This is a genomic window from Chromobacterium sp. Rain0013 (genome assembly GCF_015291765.1).
In the GTDB taxonomy this organism is placed as follows: Bacteria; Pseudomonadota; Gammaproteobacteria; order Burkholderiales; family Chromobacteriaceae; genus Chromobacterium; species Chromobacterium haemolyticum.
In genome coordinates, this window is record NZ_CP031514.1 from 1943125 (window position 1) to 1962251 (window position 19127).

The following is a 19127-nucleotide window of genomic DNA, read 5'->3' on the forward strand; positions in this document are numbered from 1 at the left end:
TCAACACCTCCTTAGCGGGTGATCGGCTTGTAGCGGATACGCTTGGGCTTGGCGGCTTCCTCGCCCAGGCGTTTCTTCTTGTCGGCTTCGTATTCCTGATAGTTGCCGTCGAAGAAGGTCCATTGCGACTCGCCTTCCGCCGCCAGAATATGGGTGGCGATGCGGTCCAGGAACCAGCGGTCGTGCGAGATCACGAACACGGTGCCGGCGTATTCCAGCAAGGCGTCTTCCAGCGCGCGCAAGGTTTCCACGTCAAGGTCGTTCGACGGTTCGTCCAGCAGCAGCACGTTGCCGCCCTTGAGCAGGGTTTTGGCCAGGTGCAGGCGGCCGCGTTCGCCGCCGGAGAGCATGCCCACTTTCTTCTGCTGGTCGGCTCCCTTGAAGTTGAAGCGGCCGAGATAGGCGCGGCTGGACATCTCGAATTTGCCGACGGTGAGGATGTCGGCGCCGGCGGCCACGTCCTCGAACACGGTCTTGTCGCCGTCCAGGCCCTCGCGGGACTGCTCGACAAAGGCCATCTGCACGGTCTGGCCGATGCTGACTTCGCCGCTGTCCGGCTGTTCTTTGCCGGCGATCATCTTGAACAAGGTCGATTTACCGGCGCCGTTGGGGCCGATGATGCCGACGATGGCGCCCGGCGGAGCCTTGAAGCTCAGGTTGTCGATCAGCAGGCGGTCGCCGAAGCCCTTGGACACGCCTTTGAACTCGATGACTTCATTGCCCAGGCGCTCGGCTACGGGGATGAAGATTTCCTGGGTCTCGTTGCGTTTTTGGGTTTCGTAGCTGGACAGTTCTTCGAAACGGGCCAAACGCGCTTTGGACTTGGCCTGGCGGCCTTTCGGGTTCTGACGCACCCATTCCAGCTCCTGCTTCATCGCCTTCATGCGGGCGCCTTCGCTCTTGGCTTCCTGCGCCAGGCGGGCTTCCTTTTGTTCCAGCCAGCTGGAGTAATTGCCTTTCCACGGAATGCCTTCGCCGCGGTCCAGTTCCAGAATCCACTCGGCGGCGTTGTCCAGGAAGTAGCGGTCGTGGGTGACGGCCACCACGGTGCCGGGGAAGCGCACCAGGAATTGTTCCAGCCATTCCACGGACTCAGCGTCCAGGTGGTTGGTGGGTTCGTCCAGCAGCAGCATGTCGGGTTTGGACAGCAGCAGCTTGCACAGCGCCACGCGGCGCTTCTCGCCGCCGGACAGCGGGCCGATCTTGGCGTCCCACGGCGGCAGGCGCAACGCGTCGGCGGCGATTTCCAGCTGGTGTTCGACGTTGTCGTTGGCGCCGGCGGCGATGATGGCCTCCAGCTTGGCTTGTTCTTCGGCCAGCGCGTCGAAGTCGGCGTCCGCTTCAGCGTAGGCGGCGTACACTTCTTCCAGGCGCTTTTGCGCGCCCATTACGTCGCCCATGCCGCTTTCCACTTCCTCGCGCACGGTTTTTTCGGGGTCCAGCTGCGGTTCCTGCGGCAGGTAGCCGATTTTGACGCCGGCCAGGTGTTGCACCTCGCCCTCGTATTCTTTGTCCGCGCCGGCCATGATGCGCAGCACGGTGGATTTACCGGCGCCGTTCAGGCCCAGCAGGCCGATCTTGGCGCCGGGGAAGAAGGACAGGGAGATGTCCTTGATGATCTGGCGCTTGGGCGGAACGATCTTGCTCACGCGGAGCATGGACATTACATATTGTGCCATCGGTATTCACGCTGGATTGAAGGGGATAAACCCGGATTCTACCAAATCCCCTGGTTTAGGCCAGCCGCGCGGCCGCGGAGCCGGCCGCTAGAACAGTAGCGCCAACGCCGCCGTGGCCAGCATGGCGAAAGCGCAGGCTACCTTGGCCACCGCGCCGACGATGAAGCCGATGAAGGTGCCGATGCCGACTTTGCCTGCTTGAAAGGCATCCTTGCGAGCGATGAACTCGCCGATGACGGCGCCGACCAGCGGGCCGAGCAGCACGCCCGCCAGGCCGAAGAACATGCCCACGATGCCGCCGATGAAGGCGCCCCACAGCGCCTGACTGCTGGCGCCGCTGGCTTTTGCGCCAAGCAGGCCGGCGAAGAAATCTATCACCAGGCCCAATGCGGTGAGCAGGGCCATGATGATCAGACTGATCGCGCCCAGGTGGTTGAAGTTGTCCAGCCAGGCGGCCAGGAGCAGGCCGCCGAACATCAGCGGCAAGCCGGGGATGATGGGCAGCATGGTGCCGGCCAGACCGGCGACGATGAGCAGGGCGGCGAGACTGTAGCCGGCGATTTCCATGGTGGTCCTTGCGGGGATGCGCCCGCGGCGAAGCCGCGGGCCGGATGTCAGCGGGTGTACTCTTCCAGCAGCTGCAATTGCGCGCAATGCGGCTTGCCGCGGGAGGTGCGGCGCTTGTAGCCGCCGTCCGGCTGCATGTCCCAGGCGTTGACGTTGTCGTCCAGATAGAGGCGCAGCGCCTCTTTGATCACCCGGCGCTTGAGCTTGGCGTCGATGATGGGCACGCAGGTTTCGATGCGGCGGAAGAAGTTGCGGCCCATCCAGTCGGCGCTGGCGATCAGCAGGTCTTCTTTGTGGTCGTTGTGGAAGTAGAACACGCGCGGGTGTTCCAGGAAGCGGCCGACGATGGAGCGCACGCTGATATTCTCGGACAGCCCCGGCACGCCCGGCCGCAGCGCGCACACGCCGCGCACGATCAGCTGGATCTTGACCCCGGCCTGGCTGGCGCGGTACAGCGCGTGGATCACCTGGCTTTCCAGCAAGGCGTTCATCTTGGCGATGATCTGCGCCGGCTTGCCGGCCTGGGCGTGGGCGATTTCGCGGTCTATCGCCTCCATTACCATGCTGTGCAGCGTGAACGGGCTCTGGAACAGCAGCTTGAGCTGGCTGGCGCGGCCCAGGCCGGTCAGCTGCACGAAGATGTCGTTGACGTCGCTGGCGATCTGCTCATTGCAGGTCAGCAGGCCGAAGTCGGTGTAGAGGCGAGCGGTGCGCGGGTGGTAGTTGCCGGTGCCCAAGTGGACGTAGCGGCGAAGGCCGTGTTCTTCGCGGCGCACCACCATCAGCATCTTGGCGTGCACCTTGTAGCCGATCACGCCATAGACCACGTGGGCACCGGCGTCCTCCAGCCGGCTGGCCCAGCTGATATTGGCTTCTTCGTCGAAGCGCGCCATCAGCTCCACCACCACGGTCACCTGCTTGCCTGCGCGGGCGGCGGCGATCAGCGACTCCATCAGCACCGAGTCGGTGCCGGTGCGGTACACCGTCATCTTGATGGCCACCACATGGGGATCGGACGCCGCCAGCGTCAGCATGTCAATCACCGGCTGGAAGCTCTGGAACGGGTGGTGCAGCAGAATATCGCCCTTGCGGATGGCATCGAACAGCGGCGTCTTCTTGCGCAGTATCTCCGGCAGAGTGGGGATGAAGGGAGTGAATTTCAGGTCCGGCCTATCCACCAGGTCCGGCACCTGCATCAGCCGCACCAGATTGACCGGGCCGTTGACGCGGTAGACGTCGCGCGGCTTCAGGTTGAACTGGGTCAGCAGGAATTCTTCCATATGCAAGGGGCAGGTATCGGCGATCTCCAGCCGCACCGCGTCGCCGAACTGGCGCTGGCGCAATTCGCCTTGCAGGGCGGTACGCAGGTTTTTCACGTCTTCGTCTTCCACCGTCAGTTCGCTGTCGCGGGTGACGCGGAACTGGTAGCAGCCCTTGACCGCCATGCCGCTGAACAGCTCATGCACATGGGAATGGAGGATGGAGGACAGGAAGACGAAGGTGTGGCGATGGCCGTCGCTGACGTCCGCCGGCAATTTGATCACCCGCGGCAGGATGCGCGGCGCCTGGACGATGGCGATGCCGGAGGCGCGGCCGAAGGCGTCGCGCCCTTCCAGCTCCACCGCGAAGTTCAAGGATTTGTTCAGCACCTTGGGGAAGGGGTGGGACGGGTCGAGGCCGATGGGGGTGAGGATGGGCATCAACTCGCGGAAGAAGAAGTCCTTCACCCATTGCTGTTGCGCGGGGCTCCATTCGTTGCGGCGCAGGAAGATGATGTTTTCCTCGCGAAGCGCCGGAAACAGCACTTCGCTCATCACGGCGTACTGGTCGCGCACCAGTTGGTGCGCGGCGGTGGCCACCTTGGCCAGCGCCTGCTCAGGCGTGGTGCCGTCCGCCAGGATGCGCTCCGGCGTGACCTCGGCGGTTTCCTGCAGCCAGGCCACTCGCACTTCGAAGAACTCATCCATGTTGGAGGACACAATGCACAGGAATTTCAGCCGTTCCAGCAGCGGCAGGTTGGCGTCTTCCGCCTGGGCCAGCACGCGGCGGTTGAATTCTAGAAGGCCAAGTTCGCGGTTGATCAGCAGGTCTTGCGTGTGTGACATACGAGGTTCAAGCCAACAGTGGAGAGTTCAGGGAAAAATAAAGCCCTCGCTTGGAGGGCTGGGCATGGCGATTAGTTCTGCGGCGGAGTGTAGCCGGCGGGAGCGTCGGCGCCGTCGCCGAAGAAGTAGGCTTCCAACTGCGCGGCCAGATACTGGCGGGCGCGGGCGTCGGCCAGGCTCAGGCGGTTTTCGTTGATCAGCATGGTCTGATAGCGCAGCCAGCCTTGCCAGGCTTCTTTCGAGACGTTGTCAAACACTCGCTTGCCCAGTTCGCCCGGCAGCGGCGGGAAGTCGAGGGCTTCGGCTTCGCGGCCCAGCTTGACGCAATTGACGGTTCTGCTCATGGCGCAATCCTTAAAATATCGGAAAAAGGTTAATTCAATATTGTGTCACAGAGATGAAACGCTTCCAACCACGATGCGGCCCGAGAGCCCGTTCACGATCTTGCGAGCCAAGACGAAAACGGCTGAGAAAGCGGAGCGTAGGAGCGGTACATGAGCATTTCAAAGGGATACTCAGTGTGTAACGCTCCACAACGCGCAGCAGATCGTGAACAGGTTCTTGGATTCACAAGGCCTTGACGAACACCTTTGATCGACGCTGATAGTTGTAGAACTGCTGCCGCGCCAGCGGCAGCGCGCTCTTGTCCGCTTCGGCGAAGCCCCGCTCCACGAACCAGTGCGCGGTTTGGGTGGTAAGCACGAACAGCGACTGCAAGCCTTGGGTGCGGGCCTGGTATTCCACGTGTTTGAGCAGCATCTCGCCAAAGCCGCCGTCGCGTTTGTCTTGAGCCACCGCCAGGCAGGCCAGTTCGGCGGTGCCGGCGTCGGGGAAGGGGTGCATGGCCACGCAACCATAGATCTTGCCGTCGTGCTCCAACACCGAATATTCGCCGATCTCCACCTCCAGATGCTCGCGGCTGCGCTTGACCAGCACGCCTTGCTCTTCCAGCGGCTGGATCAGGCCGATGATGTCGCCGATGTCTTCGATGCTGGCGTTGCGCACTCGCACCAGCGGGTCGCGGGCGATCATGGTGCCGTTGCCGCCTCGGGTGAAGTGTTCCACCAGCAGCGCGCCGTCGGCGTGACGGCTAATCAAGTGGGCACGGGGAATGCCTTCTCGGGTGGCGCGGATGGCGTAGGGCAGGTAGGCGCTGACGTCATCCTGCAGCCGGCCGGAGGCCAGCAGGTCTTCGGCCTGCTGTGCGGTCAGCGTGCTGATCAGTTCCTCGTCCAGCATCACGCCGCGCTGCTCGATCACGAAAATCAGTTTTTCCGCTTTCAGGGTAATGGCGACGTGGGTGGCCAGTTCTTCCATGGTCAGATTGAAGGCCTCGCCGGTCAGCGAATAGCCGATGGGCGACAGCAGTACCAGCTCGCCGTGGTCGAGGCGGGCGCGGATGGCGGCGCCGTCGGCGCGGCGCACCTGGCCGGTGTATTGCATGTCCACGCCATCGAGCACGCCCAGAGGCTGGGCGGTGACGAAGTTGCCGCCGGCCACGCGCAGGTGGGCGCCGTGCATTGGCGAATTGGGCATGCCCATGGACAGCAGCGCCTCGATGTCGCAGCGGGTGGCGCCGGCCGCTTGCTTGACCACGTCCATGGTGGCGGCGTCGGTGACGCGGCGGTCGCGGTGGAAGAGGCGGGCGATGCCGTGGCGTTTCAACAGGCCCTCGATCTGGGGACGGATGCCGTGAACCAGCACGATGCGCACGCCCAGGCTGACCAAGAGGTTGATGTCCTGCGCCAGGCTGGCGAACTCTCCGTCTTGCAAGGTTTCGCCGCTGACGGCCAGCACGAAGGTCTTGCCGCGGTAGGCGTTGATGTAGGGGGCGGCTTCGCGAAAGGAAAGCACGAATTCGCGGGTAAGCATGGGTCAGCGGCTCCGGCCGGAAAACTAGGGTTAAGCCGGATAGCGTAGCAGGAATGACGGTGTTTTGCAGGAGGACAATATAGCACGCGCATGAAAAACGCCCCTGGCGAAACCAGGGGCGCGTTGTGGCCTCGGAGGCGGGGTCAACTGCCTTTTTTCTGCAGGATCTGTTGTACCTTGAGGATGTTCAGCGCCTGCGACAGCTGGTTGTCGTTTTTAGGGTTGGGGTCGCGCGGGCCGAACTGGCTCTTTTCTTCCGGCTTGGTCTTGTCCTTGCCGTCGTCCGGCTTGGCGGGGGCGGGTTGCGGCGCTGGCGCGGGTTTGGCGTTGCTCTTGGGCGCCGGCTTGTCCTCGCCGTTGGGGTTGGCCAAGTGGTTTTCCAGGTCCGCTTCGCGCACGCGGATGGCTTGCTCGGCCGCGGTCAGCGTGCCGTCTTCCACTACCACGTCGGGCACGATGCCCTTGGCCTGGATTGAGCGGCCGTTCGGCGTGAAGTAGCGGGCGGTGGTCAGCTTGATGCCGCCGGCGTTGCCCAGCGGCATGATGGATTGCACCGAGCCCTTGCCGAAGGTCTGCGTGCCCACCAACACCGCGCGTTTGTGGTCTTGCAGCGCGCCGGCGACGATTTCCGACGCCGAGGCGGAGCCGCCGTTGACCAGCACGACCAGAGGCACGTTGCGGGCTTCCACCGGCAGCCGGGCCAGCGGATCGCTGCCGTTGGGGCGGGCGTAGTTCTGCAGATTGGCGGTCAGCCGCATCTTGGCGTCCGGGGTGCGGCCTTCGGTGTAGACCACCAACTGGTTCTTGGCCAGGAAGGCGGCCGACACGCCAACCGCTCCGTTGAGCAGGCCGCCCGGATCGTCGCGCAGGTCCAGTACCAGGCCTTTCAGCGCCTGTTTGTTTTCCTTGTAAAGCGCCTGCACGCCGGCGGCCAGGTCCTCGGAGGTGTGCTCTTGGAATTGGGTGATGCGCACATAGCCGAAGTCCGGTTCCAGCAGCTTGTATTTGACGCTCTTGGTCTTGATCACCGCGCGCGCCAGCGTGAACACCAGGGGCTTGGTTTCAGACTTGCGGGCGATGGTCAGCGTGACCTTGGTGCCCGGCTTGCCGCGCATTTTCTTCACCGCGTCGGTCAGGGACAGGCCGCGCACCGGGGTGTCGTCGATCTTGATGATCAGGTCGCCGCTCTTGATGCCGGCCTTCTGCGCCGGGGTGTCCTCGATGGGCGACACCACCTTGACCAAGCCGTCCTCGGCGCCGATTTCGATGCCGAGGCCGCCGAATTCGCCCTGAGTGCCTTCCTTGAGTTCCTTGAAGGCTTCCGGGTCCATGTAGTCGGAGTGCGGGTCCAGACCGGTCAGCATGCCCTTGATGGCCGCGGTGATGAGCTTCTTGTCTTCCACCGGGTCGACGTAGTCTTGCTTGATGCGGCCAAACACTTCGGCGAAGGTGCGCAGCTCGCTCAGCGGCAGCGGGGATTCGCCCTTGTCGGCAAAGGCTTGCATGCTGAGCGTCAGCACGCCGCCGGCCATGGCGCCGGCCACTAGCCAGGCAATCTTCTTCATTCTTTGGCTGCTCATGTTTGTTATCTGTCTCCGTTGCCTGGCTCAGCGCGCCCAGGCTTGCGGGTTTAGGGGGCGTCCCATGTGTCGGATTTCAAAGTACAGGCCGGATTCGCCGCTGTCCAGTGTTCCAGTGTTGCCGATCGTGTCGCCGGCCTTGACGCTGCTGCCTACGGATTTGCCTATTACGGATAGTCCGGTATAGACCGTCATGTAGTTGCCGCCATGGTCGACCAGGATGGCATTGCCGAAGCCGCGCAATTGATCGGCGAATACTACGGTGCCGTCGGCCACGCTGCGAACCGGGGTGCCGTTGGCGGTTTGAATGAACACGCCTTTCCAGCTGACGCCTTGCTGGCGCGGTTTGCCAAAGCGGCCGACCAATTGTCCGGCCACCGGCATTTTCATTCTGCCCTGCAGGCTGACGAAGGCGCGGCCGGCGGCGCTGTCGTCGGCCACGTCGGTGATGGCTTCCTCTTTCACCGTCACCGTCTGCTTGGCTTCCTCCGGCACAGGCTTGCCTTGTTTCTTGGCGTTTGCAGCCAGCTTGCGGCGGCGTTCGTTCTCTTTGCGAGCCGCTTCGCGGGCGGCGGCCAGCTTGGCCTTGCGTTCTTCCGCCGCCTTGCGTGCGATCTCCGCGCGGCGGCGCTGGATTTCCCGGTTGATCTGGGCGATCAGGCCAGTCAGGCGTTTTTCGTTTTCCTGCAGCTGGCTCAGTTTGCTCTGCCCGGTCTTGATTTCACCGGTGACCTTGTTGAGTTCTTGCTGCTGGCTGGCCTTGTCCTGCTGCAACGAGCTCTTTTCCTGGCTCTTGCGGTTCGACAGCGAGTTAAGGCGGGCCAGTTCCTGTTCCAGTTGGAAGGATAGCGCTTCCAATTCGTGCTGGTGGGTGATCAACTGGGCGACCAACTGCTGCTGGGCGCGGGCGATGTGCTGGTAGTAGGCGAGGTCGCGAGCGCTCTGATTGGGGTCGTTCGCGTTCATCATCAGCTTCATCGCGTCGTGCTGGCCGCTCTTGTACTGGCGCGCCAGCATCTGGCCTACGCGTTGGCGCACCGCGGCCAGGCTGTTGCGGCTGGCGTTGATCTGGGCGCGCAGCGCCTCTAGCTGCTGCTCCGAGCTGCTTTGTTTTTTCTCCAGCTTCACCAGCGCCTGGGTGGTCTGGCTAATGGCTTGTTCCGACTCCTTGATCGCCGATTGCGCCTCTTTTTGCACCGCCTGTTTTTGGGCAATGTCTTTTTTCAGCGTATCGATTTCCTTGCGCACCGATTTGAGGTCTTGCTGGTGCGGGGCGGTGGACAGCGCGGCGGAGGCCGGAGGCGCGGCGTGGCTGGCTCCGGCGATCAAGGCCGCCATCAGGACATAAGGTTTCATTGCCGGGAATATGCTTTCTACTTGGGCCGCGGACCAACAAGCGCGCCGTCCGCGGGCGGCGCGCTTGGGTCGATGACGCCGGCGGAGCCGGCGGCGGGGCTTATTGGAATTCGATCAACGATTGACCGCTCATCTCCGCCGGTTGTTCCAGGCCCATCATTGCCAGCAGCGACGGCGCGATGTCGCGCAGCGAACCACCGGAGCGGATCCGGGCCGGACGGCCGACATAGAGGAAGGGCACCGGGCTCAAGGTGTGCTGGGTATGCGGCTGGTGGTGCTCGGCATCGTACATTTGTTCGCAGTTTCCGTGGTCGGCGGTGATCAATACCTCACCGCCGGCGGCGCGCATCGCTTCCACACAGCGGCCGATGCAGCCGTCCAGCGCTTCCACCGCCTTGACCGCGGCGTCGAAGATGCCGCTATGGCCCACCATGTCGCCGTTGGCGTAATTGCAGATGATGGCTTGGTATTGGCCGGAGGCGATGGCGGCGACGATTTTGTCGGTGACTTCGCCGGCGCTCATTTCTGGTTGCAGGTCGTAAGTGGCCACCTTGGGCGATTGCACCAGAATGCGGTCTTCTCCAGGATATACCTGCTCTTCGCCGCCGTTGAAGAAATAGGTGACGTGCGGATATTTCTCGGTTTCGGCGATGCGCAGCTGCTTCAGACCCTGGCTGGCCAGGTATTCGCCGAAGCCGTTGCTGATCTTCTGAGGCGGGTAGGCGATGGACAAGCGGCTGTAGGCTTCGCCGTAGGAGGTCAAGGTGACGAAGTCTGCGAACTTGGGTTGGCGCGCCTGGAAGCCGTCGAAAGCCGGGTCGGTCAGCGCGCTGACCAGTTGGCGCGCGCGGTCGGCGCGGAAGTTCATGAATATAACGACGTCGCCGTCACGCATCGGGGCGGCTTCGCCGATGGCGGTGGCTTTGACGAACTCGTCGTTCTCATCACGGGCGTAGGCCGCTTCCAGCGCTTCCAGGCCATTGCGTGAGTGGAACAGGCCTTCGCCCTCCACCAGCAGGCGATAAGCCGGCTCCACGCGTTCCCAGCGCTTGTCGCGGTCCATTGCCCAGTAGCGGCCGGTCACGGACGCCAGGCGCGCGGCGGGGCATTCGGCCAGCACCGCGTCCAGCCGCTCCAGATAGGTCTTGGCGCTGCGCGGCGGCGTATCGCGGCCGTCTAGGAATGCGTGCACGCGGATGCGGGCGACGCCGGCAGCCTGGGCCGCGCGGATCAGCGAGTGGATGTGGTTTTCATGGCTGTGAACGCCGCCGTCGGACAGCAGGCCCATGATGTGCAGCGTCGAATCCTTGGCTTTGGCGATGGCGGAAACCAACGCGGGGTTGGAGGCGAAGCGGCCGTCTTCGATGTCGCAGTCGATGCGGCTGATGTCCTGTTGCACCACGCGGCCGGCGCCGATGTTGAGGTGGCCCACTTCGGAATTGCCGAACTGGCCGGAGGGCAGGCCGACGAAGTTTTCCGAGGCGTTGATGGTGCCGTAGGGGAAGGTCTGGCGCAGACGATTCCAGTTAGGCATCGAGGCATGAAGAATAGCGTTGTCATCGCCTTCGGTGCGATGGCCAAAACCGTCGAGAATCAACAACAACACCGGTTTGATGGATTTCATGGCATTCACATTCTGAATATTAGAAAATCTTGATGGTATTGGATTTTGTGTAGTATTGTACCGCAGTCAGACTAAATAAAATGACTCTACAGGGAGAGAAGCCTTGCTGTTCAACGATGACCAGATCGAGCAGACCTCGAGGGCGATGAAGGCCATGTCGCACCCGCTGCGTTTGAAGATCATATCGGTGCTGGAAGACCAGGAAGTGAGCGTGCAGGATATAGTCGAGCAGGTGGGCACGTCGCAGAGCAATATTTCTCAGCATTTGGCCATTATGCGCGACAAGGGCGTGTTGCGCACGCGCAAGGACGCGAACCGCGTTTATTACCGTGTTGGCGATATTCGCACGCTGGAGGTTTTGAAAATGATGCGCGAGGTGTTCTGTGGCTTCGGCGAATAATTCGCCGCCCGGCTGATCCCCGTCGTCGGCCTCTGGCCGGCCTTTGGTCGTATCAGGATATGAAAACGCCGCGGCGCATGACGAGCCGCGGCGTTTTTGCGCCGGGCGCGCGGCCCGGCGATCAGTTACTTGGCGGCGGAAGCCGCTTTGTGTTCAGCTTTCTTTCCCGAATGTTTGTGTCCGGATTTCTTGTGGTGCGCGGCGCCCGAAGCATGCTTCTTGTGGTGCTTTTTGCCGGCCTGCTTGTGTTCGGCTTTATGCTCCATTTTCTTTTCTGCGGAGGGCGCGGACGCCGGGGTGGCGGCCATGGCGCTAGTGGCGAAAGCAGCGGCGATCAGAGCGGAAATCAGTTTCATGATATGTCCTTTCTTGTGTGAAGCCGGCGGTGCATGTCGGCTGCAATTCCAAATGGGTGGAATATGCCTTCTCTGGGATTAAAGCCGTTTAGAAAAGTTCACAGAAAATAACAAAATGTTGCCGCGCCGCAAAATGATGACTTTGGGTTTTACGGCAGCCAGTAGCTGAGCGCCACGCCAATGAGGATGGCCGCGCCAACGCGGTTATTGTCGAGAAAGGCCTTAAAGCAGGCCGCTCGATCGCGTTCACGGATGTCCAGGTATTGCCTGGCCATCAAGGCGGCGGAGACCATCAGGGACAGGTAAAAAGGCCAGCCCAGCGCCAGGTGCCGGCCAATGCCGGCCATTAGCGCGAGAAAAGCGGCGTGGAACAGCATGATGGCCAGGACATCGTAGTCGCCGAAGGTGATCGCCGAGGTCTTGATGCCGATCTTGAGATCGTCAGGCTTGTCGCTGATGGCATAGGCGGTGTCGTAGGCCAGCGTCCAGCAAGCGTTGGCCAGCAGCAGCAGCCAGGCCAGCATTGGAACGGCGCCGGTCTGGGCGGCGAAGGCCATCGGAATGCCGAAGGAGAAGGCCAGGCCCAGATAGGCTTGCGGCACCGGGAAGAAGCGCTTGGTGAAAGGGTAGCTTGCGGCGATGAACAGCGCCGGCACGCTCAAGAGCAGGGTCAGGCCGTTCAGCGGCAGGATCAGCAGCAGCGACAGCAGCGCCAGGCCGGCGGCCAGCAGCAAGGCTTCCTTCTTGCCAACCGCGCCGCGGGCGAACGGCCGTTGCCGGGTGCGTTCCACGTGGCCGTCGAAGTCGCGGTCCGCGTAATCGTTGATCACGCAGCCGGCCGAACGCATCAGAAAGGTGCCGATAATGAAGATCAGCACGATCAGCGGGTCGGGCCGGCCTTGGCCGGCGATCAGCAGCGCCCACAGCGTCGGCCACAGCAGCAGGAAGGTGCCGATGGGCTTGTCCATGCGCATCAGTTGCATGTAAACGGTCAAGCGTTCATTAAGGCGGGCGGCGTTCATAGCAAGAAATTCTCCAGCTCCGGCAAAAAGAGTTCGCACACCAGCAGCGGCGCTTGCCGCAGCAGGAAGCGGCAGCGCCGCGCCGGGTAGCTGGGGTGCGGGCTGAGTTGGGCCGCCGGCGCGAACAGCGGATGATCGGCGGCAATGAGGCGATAGCGCAGCGGGTCGCGCAGCAAATCCGGCAGGCCACCGAACAATGTCAGGCCCAGTGAGCGGCTGCCTCGGTCTAGAATGGGCTGCCAGGCCGCGCAGTCCAGGCGGGTGACGCTGCGGGCGAACACGACCGGGGTGTCGTCCAGGGTCAGAGCCACCTCGCGCGCTTGCAGCGGCGCTCCGGCGGCCAGGCCGAGCTGTGGCGCCTCGTCTTCCAGACAGATGTCGGGGCCTTGCCGCAACACGCGCACGGCGAAGCGGCGACCAGTGCTTTGCAGCCGTTCGGTCAGCGAGCCGGCTTCGGTGAGGCAGGATTGCGCCGCGGCGGACAGCGCGGGCGGCTGAGGCAGCCAGAGTGGGGGATGAGACATGGCGCGCATTATGCCAAAGCCGGCGGGGGCTTGTCCCGCCCTTCTGCGGCGCGATGCGAGTCCATCTGTCTATCCCCAAGCGCGAACCGGGGCATTATCATGACGTCATCAAAGGCGGAAGGAGGAAAGATCGCATGATGGAGACGGCGCTGTGGCTGTTGGGCTATCAATTGGCGGGAGAAGTCTTGGCGCGCGGTTTGGGCGTTCCGGTGCCGGGACCGGTCATGGGCATGTTGCTGTTGTTCGCCACCTTGTGCGCGCGTCGCGGAGTGCCTACGACGCTGCAGACCCATGTGCCGCGCTTTCTTGCGCATATGTCCTTGCTGTTCATCCCGGCCGGCGGAGCGGTGCTGGCCTACCAGACGCTATTGGCCGATTACGGCGCGCGTCTGGCGGCGGTGCTGGCCTTGTCGACGCTGACCACCTTGCTGGTGCCGGGGCTGGCTTTGCATTGGATGCTGGGGCGGCGGGGCGGAGGAGGAGATGATTAGCGCCGATGTGTTCTCCGCGCTGCGGGAGTCGCCGTTGACGGGGGTTTTCGTCACTTTGCTGGCTTACCGCCTGGCCTTGGCGTTTAATCGCCGCTGTCGCGGCCATCCGCTGTCCAACCCGGTGTTGATCGGGGTATTGCTGGTGTTGGGCTGGCTGGTGCTGACGCGTACCGATTACCGCCAGTACATGCAGGGCGCGCAGTGGATACAAATGTTGTTGGGTCCGGCGACGGTGGCTTTGGCGGTGCCCTTGTACGGCAACCTGAGCCGGCTCAAGCGCGCGGCGGGGCCGCTGGCCTTGAGCATTGCCTTGGGTGGGGTCACCGGCGTCGTCAGCGCGGTGGGCTTGGGTTGGCTATTTGGTCTGCCGCATGAGGTGCTGCTATCCCTGAGCACGCGGGCGGTGACCACGCCGATTGCGATGAGCGTGTCGCAAAGCATAGGCGGGGTGCCGGAATTGGCGGCGATGTGCGTGATCCTGTCCGGCATTTTTGGCGCGGTGGCGGCGCGGCCGCTGTTCAACGGCCTGCGTCTGCGCAACGACATGGCGCTGGGCGTGGCCACGGGGATTTCCGCGCATGGGATTGGAACGGCGCGGGTGTTTCAGTTGTCGGAGACAGCGGGCGCCTTCGCGGGCCTGGCAATGGGCTTGAACGGGGTGTTCACCGCTTTGTTGGTGCCTGTGTTGCTGGCGCTGTTTCCCTTGTAGCGGGCCGGCGGCTTTTATTTCGTAGTCGCGCCAAGCCGCGCATCCCGCCTGGGGCGGGCGCTCGACTTGGCTCGCTTGCGTCTGGATTGAAAATATTTTAACGAGGGGTGTGTATGGATTTGATTTTGTGGCGCCACGCGGAGGCGGAGGACGGCTCTGATGATCTGGCAAGGGCGCTGACGCGGCGCGGGCAGCAGCAGGCAAGCCAGATGGCGGCTTGGCTGCGGGTGCGCCTGCCGCGCGATTATCTGCTGCTGGCCTCGGAGGCCAAGCGTTCGCAGCAGACAGCGGCCTTGCTGGCGAAAAGCTTTCAGACGGTGCCGGCGTTGAATCCGACGGCGTCGCCGGAAGAGGTGCTGGAGGCGATAGGCTGGCCGGAGGCGAACCGCACCGTGGTATTGGTTGGCCATCAGCCTTATATCGGCTGGTTGGCATCCACCCTGCTATCGGAGCAGCAGCAATTGTGGAGCGTGAAGAAGGGGTCGGTCTGGTGGTTGAGTCACCGCGACCGCCACGGCATCGAGCAGACGCGTTTGAAGGCGATGATGACGCCCGGCATGTTGCAGCCTTGAGTAGGCACGCGAAAAGGCCCCTCGATCGAGGGGCCTTTTTCTTGTCAGTCTCAAACGTTTCAGACGGTGGCGTCGGCCTCCTGAGCCAGACGTCTGCGCAGCGTCTTGCTGACCTTGACCATGCTGGAGAGGGCCGCCTCCACCTCGGGCCAGCCACGGGTTTTCAGGCCGCAGTCGGGGTTGACCCACAGTTTTTCCGGTTCGATCACTTGCAGCGCCTTTTCCAGTAGCTGCTGGATTTCGGCCTCAGGCGGCACCCGCGGGCTGTGAATATCGTAGACGCCGGGGCCGATGGCATTGGGGTAGCGGAAGTGGCCGAAGTCCTGCAGCAGCTCCATGTCCGAGCGCGAGGTTTCGATGGTGATCACGTCCGCGTCCAGCGCGGCGATGGCCGGCAGAATGTCACCAAACTCGGAATAGCACATATGGGTGTGAATCTGGGTGGAGTCCGCCACGCCGTGGCAAGACAGCCGGAAGGCATGGCCGGCCCAGTCCAGGTAGGCGGCGCGATCGGCGCGCTTCAGCGGCAGTCCTTCGCGGATGGCAGGCTCGTCGATCTGGATCACGCGGATGCCGGCGGTCTCCAAGTCGCGTACCTCGTCGTTTAGCGCCAGGGCGATCTGACGGCAGACTTCGTCGCGCGGCAGGTCGTCACGGACAAAGCTCCATTGCAGGATCGTGACCGGTCCGGTGAGCATGCCCTTGACCGGACGGGAGGTCAGGCTTTGTGCGTATTCCGCCCATTCCACGGTCATCGGCTGCGGCCGCGCCACGTCGCCGAACAAAATGGGCGGCTTCACGCAGCGGCTGCCGTAGCTTTGCACCCAGCCGCCGGCGGTGAACACGAAACCGGACAACTGTTCGCCGAAGTATTCCACCATGTCGTTGCGCTCGGCCTCGCCGTGCACCAGCACGTCGATGTCCAGCGCCTCCTGGCGGCGTATCGCCAGTTCAATTTCCTGCTGCATTGCCTGACGGTAGGCATCGGCGGGCAGTTCGCCGCGTTTGAAGGCGGCGCGAGCGCCGCGGATGGATGCGGTTTGCGGGAAGGAGCCTATGGTGGTGGTGGGCAGCAGCGGCAGTTTGAGCCAGGCTTGCTGCGCGGCGGCGCGAACGGGATAGGCGCTGTGGCGGCGGTCGGCGTTGGTCGGCAGCGTGGCCAGGCGCTGCTGGACTTCGGGGCGGTGGATCAGCGGGCTGGCGGCGCGTTGCTGGCGGGCGTAGTCGCTGCCGGCCAGTTCGTTGGCGATGGCTTCGCGGCCTTGCTCCACGCCGCGTTTCAGCACTTTCAGTTCATTAAGCTTTTGCACCGCGAAGGCCAGCCAGGTTTTGACGTCGACGTCGAGCTGGGTTTCCGCGGCCAGGTCGAAGGGCGTATGCAGCAGCGAGCAACTGGGAGCGATCCACAGGCGCTCGCCCAAATCGGCCGCAAGGGGTTGCAGACTGGCCAGCACGCGGGACAGATCGGCGCGCCAGATGTTGCGACCGTCGATGACGCCGGCGGACAGTACCTTGTCTTGCGGCCAGCCCTCGGCGAAAGCCGCCAGTTGCAGCGGCGCGCGCACCAAGTCCAGGTGCAGGCCGGCCACCGGCAAGCGTTGCAGCAGTTCGGCATGCTCGGCGACGCTGCCGAAGTAGGTGGCCAGCAGCAGCCGCAGCGGAGAGTCTTGCAATTGGCGATAAGCGGGTTCGAAGGCGGCCAGCCATTCCGACGGCAGATCCAGGGTCAGGATGGGTTCGTCGATCTGCACCCATTCCACTTTCGCCGCCGCCAGCGCGGCCAGCACGTCGCGGTAGGCTTGCAGCAGGGCGGGCAGCAGGGACAGCTTGTCCAGGCCGGCGTGCTTGGCCTTGCCCAGCCACAGCAGCGACAGCGGCCCCAGCAGCACCGGCTTGGCGCGCAGGCCCAGCGCCTGGGCTTCTCGCACTTGCGCCAGCAAGCGCTCAGGCTGGGCTTGGAAAGCGGTGTCGGCATGCCATTCCGGCACCAGGTAGTGGTAGTTGGTGTCGAACCATTTAGTCATTTCCAGCGCCGGCTGGCCGGCATTGCCGCGCGCCAGCTGGAAATACTGCTCGGTGCTCAGCTTGGAGGCGTCGAAGCCGAAGCGCGGCGGCACCGCTCCCACCAGCAGTTGCGCGTCCAGCACGTGGTCGTACATGGAGAAGTCGCCTACCGGGGACAATTCAACGCCGGCGCCTTTTTGCAACAGCCAATGGCGCTGGCGCAGTTCACGCGCGCCGCCCAGCAGCGCGGCTTCGTCGATTTCGTTTTTCCAGTAGTTTTCCAGCAGGGTCTTCAGTTCGCGCTTGGCGCCGATGCGGGGAAAGCCGAGCAGGTGCAGGGTGGTCATGGTGGACTCCTTCGTTCGTGATGTCCCTAGCATTACGCAAGCTGTTGTATGATACAAACTCATTATTTTGCCAGTTAACATGAAATGAATTCATAATGAGCTTTCTGGAGATTAGACATCTGCGCACCCTGTTGGCGCTGGCCGAAACCGGCAGCGTGTCCTTGGCCGCCAGTCGCTTGTTCCTGACCCAGTCCGCGCTTTCGCACCAGCTCAAACAGTTGGAGCAGGGCTACGGCATGAGCTTGTTCGAGCGCAAGACCCAGCCGCTGCGCTTCACCGCCGCCGGGGAAAGGCTGTTGGCGCTGGCGCATGATCTGAACGCCAGGGTGGCCGCGGCGGAACGCGATCTGGCGCGTCTGCGGCAGGGGGAGGTCGGCGAACTGAGGGTGGCGGTGGAGTGCCATACCTGCTTTGACTGGCTGATGCCGGCGATGGACGCGTTTCGTCAGCATTGGCCGGGCGTTGAGCTGGATATCGTGTCCGGCTTTCACACCGATCCGGTTAGCCTGCTGCTGAGCCATCGCGCCGATCTGGCCATCGTGTCCGAGGCGGAGCCGCAGGCCGGCATCGATTACCAGCCGCTGTTCGCTTATGAAATGGTGGGCATCGTGGCGCGGGATCATCCGCTGGCGAACAAGCGCTGCTGGCTGGCGGAGGACTTTGCCGGAGAAACGCTGATCCATTACCCCGTGCCGGACGAAATGCTGGACCTGGTGCGCAAGGTATTGCGCCCGGCGGGCGTCAACCCGGCGAGGCGCAGCAGCGAGCTGACCATCGCCATCATCCAACTGGTGGCCAGCCGCCGCGGGGTGGCGGCTTTGCCGTATTGGGCGGTCAAACCCTATCTGGAGCGCGGCTACGTGGTGGCGCGGCCAATAGGCGAACGCGGTTTAAGCAGCGAGTTGTACGCCGCGGTGCGCGGCGACGACGGCGGCCTGGCCTATATGCAGGATTTTCTGGCCACGGTGAGGGAGCAGAGTTTCGCCACCTTGCCAGGGCTGACGCCGCTGGGCGCGGCTTGACTTGGGGCCTGTTTACGATCTGCTGCGCGTTGGCGGAGAGATTGCGCGATGAGCGGCGTCTTCGAAATGCGCATGTGCCACTTGACCATTCCGTTCTACTCAGCCGCTTTCGCCTTAGCTCGCGAGATCGTAAACAGGTTCTTAGGGCAGGTCCAGTTGCCGGCGCAGCGACGGCAATTGACTCCAGACGCAGCGCATGCGTTCCGGATGCGCCTGGCCGTAAGCCTTGGCGAACACCAGATAATTGTTTTCGGTTTTCAGCGGCGGCAGCAGTTTTTTCATGCGCAGCTGCGGGTGTTGCGCCAGATAAGCGTCGCCGCCGGGCTCGTGCATGGCGAAGGCGGCGATGCGGCCAGCCTGCAGCTTGGCGAAATTCTCCTCCAGATCGGCGCCGGCCTCGGTGGGGATCCGGCGAGCCGTCAATACGCGTGTAACGGACCAACCTCGATTGACCCCCACGCTGTCGTCCTCGGGCAGGTCCAGCCGGTAGCCGTCCCAACGCAGCGTTGAATCCTGCGGGACGTAGAGCACGTAGGAGAGGGCCGTCAGCCTGAGCCGGCTGTCCGCTGACCCGTCGCGCATTGGGTAGAGCATCTGTTTGGCGCGGTCGGTCTGGAAGGACAGCATGGCGGCGGCGTCGGCCTGGTTCAGGGCCAGGCCGCGCAACAGCCGTCGCGCCGGCAGTTGTCGGAACTGCACGTTCAGGCCGCAATGTTCCGCCGCTTGCCGCGTGAGGTCGATCACGGGGCCGGATAGTTGTGTGGAGGTATGCTGGATGAAGGGCGCGGGTTCGGCGCTACCGACGACGATGCGCAAGAGGGGGGCCCCATGGACCCACCCGCCGGCCAGCAGGGTGAGCAGCGCTAGCGTGGACTTGGACATGGGCAGGTCCTTGCG

The 19127-nt window shown here is 63.4% G+C and carries 18 protein-coding genes; 6 read left to right on the forward strand and 12 right to left on the reverse strand.

The annotated features are described in order from the left end of the window. Window positions 1-11 precede the first annotated feature (11 nt). From ettA to gpmI, 8 genes are all read right to left on the reverse strand, one after another. Entirely contained in the window at window positions 12-1679 is a 1668-nt protein-coding gene (gene ettA / locus DXT74_RS09250; protein ID WP_194427812.1) for an energy-dependent translational throttle protein EttA, read from the reverse strand. Window positions 1680-1766: 87 nt separating this feature from the next. Beyond that, window positions 1767-2246 carry a DUF456 domain-containing protein gene (locus DXT74_RS09255; RefSeq protein ID WP_019100492.1) on the reverse strand — a complete coding sequence of 160 codons (480 nt, stop codon included), beginning with the start codon at window positions 2244-2246 and terminating at the stop codon, window positions 1767-1769. Between the two features lie 47 nt (window positions 2247-2293). Beyond that, a complete protein-coding gene (gene ppk1, locus DXT74_RS09260; RefSeq protein WP_194427813.1) occupies window positions 2294-4351 on the reverse strand; it encodes a polyphosphate kinase 1 in 2058 nt (685 codons plus the stop codon). 71 nt (window positions 4352-4422) lie between these two features. Next, a complete protein-coding gene (locus DXT74_RS09265) occupies window positions 4423-4695 on the reverse strand; it encodes an oxidative damage protection protein (RefSeq protein WP_019100565.1) in 273 nt (90 codons plus the stop codon). A gap of 223 nt (window positions 4696-4918) precedes the next feature. Further along, entirely contained in the window at window positions 4919-6223 is a 1305-nt protein-coding gene (gene argA, locus DXT74_RS09270) for an amino-acid N-acetyltransferase (protein ID WP_043638569.1), read from the reverse strand. A 143-nt stretch (window positions 6224-6366) separates the two neighbouring features. Continuing rightward, complete coding sequence (locus tag DXT74_RS09275; RefSeq protein ID WP_231138305.1) at window positions 6367-7803, reverse strand: S41 family peptidase; 1437 nt, start codon at window positions 7801-7803, stop codon at window positions 6367-6369. A gap of 27 nt (window positions 7804-7830) precedes the next feature. Further along, window positions 7831-9159, reverse strand: coding sequence for a murein hydrolase activator EnvC (locus DXT74_RS09280; RefSeq protein WP_043638563.1), 1329 nt, complete (start codon window positions 9157-9159; stop codon window positions 7831-7833). Between the two features lie 100 nt (window positions 9160-9259). After that, complete coding sequence (gene gpmI / locus DXT74_RS09285; RefSeq protein ID WP_194427814.1) at window positions 9260-10783, reverse strand: 2,3-bisphosphoglycerate-independent phosphoglycerate mutase; 1524 nt, start codon at window positions 10781-10783, stop codon at window positions 9260-9262. A gap of 103 nt (window positions 10784-10886) precedes the next feature. Here gpmI and DXT74_RS09290 point away from each other — a divergent pair, with 103 nt between their 5' ends. Together DXT74_RS09290 and DXT74_RS09295 are read left to right on the forward strand one after the other, a co-directional pair. Continuing rightward, window positions 10887-11183, forward strand: a complete 297-nt coding sequence (locus DXT74_RS09290) for a helix-turn-helix transcriptional regulator (RefSeq protein WP_019100570.1) — start codon at window positions 10887-10889, stop codon at window positions 11181-11183. Window positions 11184-11242: 59 nt separating this feature from the next. Next, window positions 11243-11560, forward strand: a complete 318-nt coding sequence (locus DXT74_RS09295) for a hypothetical protein (RefSeq protein WP_194427815.1) — start codon at window positions 11243-11245, stop codon at window positions 11558-11560. A gap of 128 nt (window positions 11561-11688) precedes the next feature. On the opposite strand, the gene ubiA is transcribed toward DXT74_RS09295, so the two are convergent. Together ubiA and DXT74_RS09305 are read right to left on the reverse strand one after the other, a co-directional pair. After that, the gene (gene ubiA, locus DXT74_RS09300) at window positions 11689-12561 is read right to left on the reverse strand and encodes a 4-hydroxybenzoate octaprenyltransferase (RefSeq protein ID WP_081555437.1); all 873 of its coding nucleotides are present in this window, start codon (window positions 12559-12561) and stop codon (window positions 11689-11691) included. Continuing rightward, the gene (locus DXT74_RS09305; protein ID WP_231138306.1) at window positions 12558-13085 is read right to left on the reverse strand and encodes a chorismate lyase; all 528 of its coding nucleotides are present in this window, start codon (window positions 13083-13085) and stop codon (window positions 12558-12560) included. The genes ubiA and DXT74_RS09305 overlap by 4 nt, the downstream gene beginning before the upstream one ends. A gap of 134 nt (window positions 13086-13219) precedes the next feature. On the opposite strand from DXT74_RS09305, the gene DXT74_RS09310 reads away from it, so the two are divergent. From DXT74_RS09310 to DXT74_RS09320, 3 genes are all read left to right on the forward strand, one after another. Beyond that, window positions 13220-13576 carry a CidA/LrgA family protein gene (locus DXT74_RS09310; protein WP_043590991.1) on the forward strand — a complete coding sequence of 119 codons (357 nt, stop codon included), beginning with the start codon at window positions 13220-13222 and terminating at the stop codon, window positions 13574-13576. Further along, window positions 13569-14285, forward strand: a complete 717-nt coding sequence (locus DXT74_RS09315; RefSeq protein ID WP_194427816.1) for an LrgB family protein — start codon at window positions 13569-13571, stop codon at window positions 14283-14285. The genes DXT74_RS09310 and DXT74_RS09315 overlap by 8 nt, the downstream gene beginning before the upstream one ends. Window positions 14286-14398: 113 nt before the next feature. Next, window positions 14399-14857, forward strand: a complete 459-nt coding sequence (locus DXT74_RS09320; RefSeq protein ID WP_043590995.1) for a histidine phosphatase family protein — start codon at window positions 14399-14401, stop codon at window positions 14855-14857. 59 nt (window positions 14858-14916) lie between these two features. Here DXT74_RS09320 and metE read toward each other — a convergent pair whose 3' ends face one another. After that, window positions 14917-17208 carry a 5-methyltetrahydropteroyltriglutamate--homocysteine S-methyltransferase gene (gene metE / locus DXT74_RS09325; RefSeq protein WP_194427817.1) on the reverse strand — a complete coding sequence of 764 codons (2292 nt, stop codon included), beginning with the start codon at window positions 17206-17208 and terminating at the stop codon, window positions 14917-14919. Window positions 17209-17303: 95 nt separating this feature from the next. Here metE and DXT74_RS09330 point away from each other — a divergent pair, with 95 nt between their 5' ends. Continuing rightward, on the forward strand, window positions 17304-18230 hold the full coding sequence (locus DXT74_RS09330) for a LysR family transcriptional regulator (protein WP_043638542.1): 927 nt from the start codon (window positions 17304-17306) through the stop codon (window positions 18228-18230). Window positions 18231-18371: 141 nt separating this feature from the next. Here DXT74_RS09330 and DXT74_RS09335 read toward each other — a convergent pair whose 3' ends face one another. After that, window positions 18372-19112: an ABC transporter substrate-binding protein gene (locus tag DXT74_RS09335; protein ID WP_194427818.1), complete on the reverse strand. Its 741-nt coding sequence runs from the start codon at window positions 19110-19112 to the stop codon at window positions 18372-18374. Window positions 19113-19127: the final 15 nt, after the last annotated feature.

What these genes read in the sequence shown, in the direction of transcription:
- DXT74_RS09320 (WP_043590995.1), top strand. Translation starts at nt 14,399, where the DNA reads ATGGATTTGATTTTGTGGCGCCACGCGGAGGCGGAGGACGGCTCTGAT.
- ubiA (WP_081555437.1), bottom strand. Translation starts at nt 12,561, where the DNA reads ATGAACGCCGCCCGCCTTAATGAACGCTTGACCGTTTACATGCAACTG.
- ettA (WP_194427812.1), bottom strand. Translation starts at nt 1,679, where the DNA reads ATGGCACAATATGTAATGTCCATGCTCCGCGTGAGCAAGATCGTTCCG.
- DXT74_RS09275 (WP_231138305.1), bottom strand. Translation starts at nt 7,803, where the DNA reads ATGAGCAGCCAAAGAATGAAGAAGATTGCCTGGCTAGTGGCCGGCGCC.
- DXT74_RS09330 (WP_043638542.1), top strand. Translation starts at nt 17,304, where the DNA reads ATGAGCTTTCTGGAGATTAGACATCTGCGCACCCTGTTGGCGCTGGCC.
- metE (WP_194427817.1), bottom strand. Translation starts at nt 17,208, where the DNA reads ATGACCACCCTGCACCTGCTCGGCTTTCCCCGCATCGGCGCCAAGCGC.
- DXT74_RS09295 (WP_194427815.1), top strand. Translation starts at nt 11,243, where the DNA reads ATGAAAACGCCGCGGCGCATGACGAGCCGCGGCGTTTTTGCGCCGGGC.
- DXT74_RS09265 (WP_019100565.1), bottom strand. Translation starts at nt 4,695, where the DNA reads ATGAGCAGAACCGTCAATTGCGTCAAGCTGGGCCGCGAAGCCGAAGCC.
- DXT74_RS09255 (WP_019100492.1), bottom strand. Translation starts at nt 2,246, where the DNA reads ATGGAAATCGCCGGCTACAGTCTCGCCGCCCTGCTCATCGTCGCCGGT.
- DXT74_RS09315 (WP_194427816.1), top strand. Translation starts at nt 13,569, where the DNA reads ATGATTAGCGCCGATGTGTTCTCCGCGCTGCGGGAGTCGCCGTTGACG.
- argA (WP_043638569.1), bottom strand. Translation starts at nt 6,223, where the DNA reads ATGCTTACCCGCGAATTCGTGCTTTCCTTTCGCGAAGCCGCCCCCTAC.
- DXT74_RS09335 (WP_194427818.1), bottom strand. Translation starts at nt 19,112, where the DNA reads ATGTCCAAGTCCACGCTAGCGCTGCTCACCCTGCTGGCCGGCGGGTGG.
- ppk1 (WP_194427813.1), bottom strand. Translation starts at nt 4,351, where the DNA reads ATGTCACACACGCAAGACCTGCTGATCAACCGCGAACTTGGCCTTCTA.
- DXT74_RS09305 (WP_231138306.1), bottom strand. Translation starts at nt 13,085, where the DNA reads ATGTCTCATCCCCCACTCTGGCTGCCTCAGCCGCCCGCGCTGTCCGCC.
- gpmI (WP_194427814.1), bottom strand. Translation starts at nt 10,783, where the DNA reads ATGAAATCCATCAAACCGGTGTTGTTGTTGATTCTCGACGGTTTTGGC.
- DXT74_RS09310 (WP_043590991.1), top strand. Translation starts at nt 13,220, where the DNA reads ATGATGGAGACGGCGCTGTGGCTGTTGGGCTATCAATTGGCGGGAGAA.
- DXT74_RS09280 (WP_043638563.1), bottom strand. Translation starts at nt 9,159, where the DNA reads ATGAAACCTTATGTCCTGATGGCGGCCTTGATCGCCGGAGCCAGCCAC.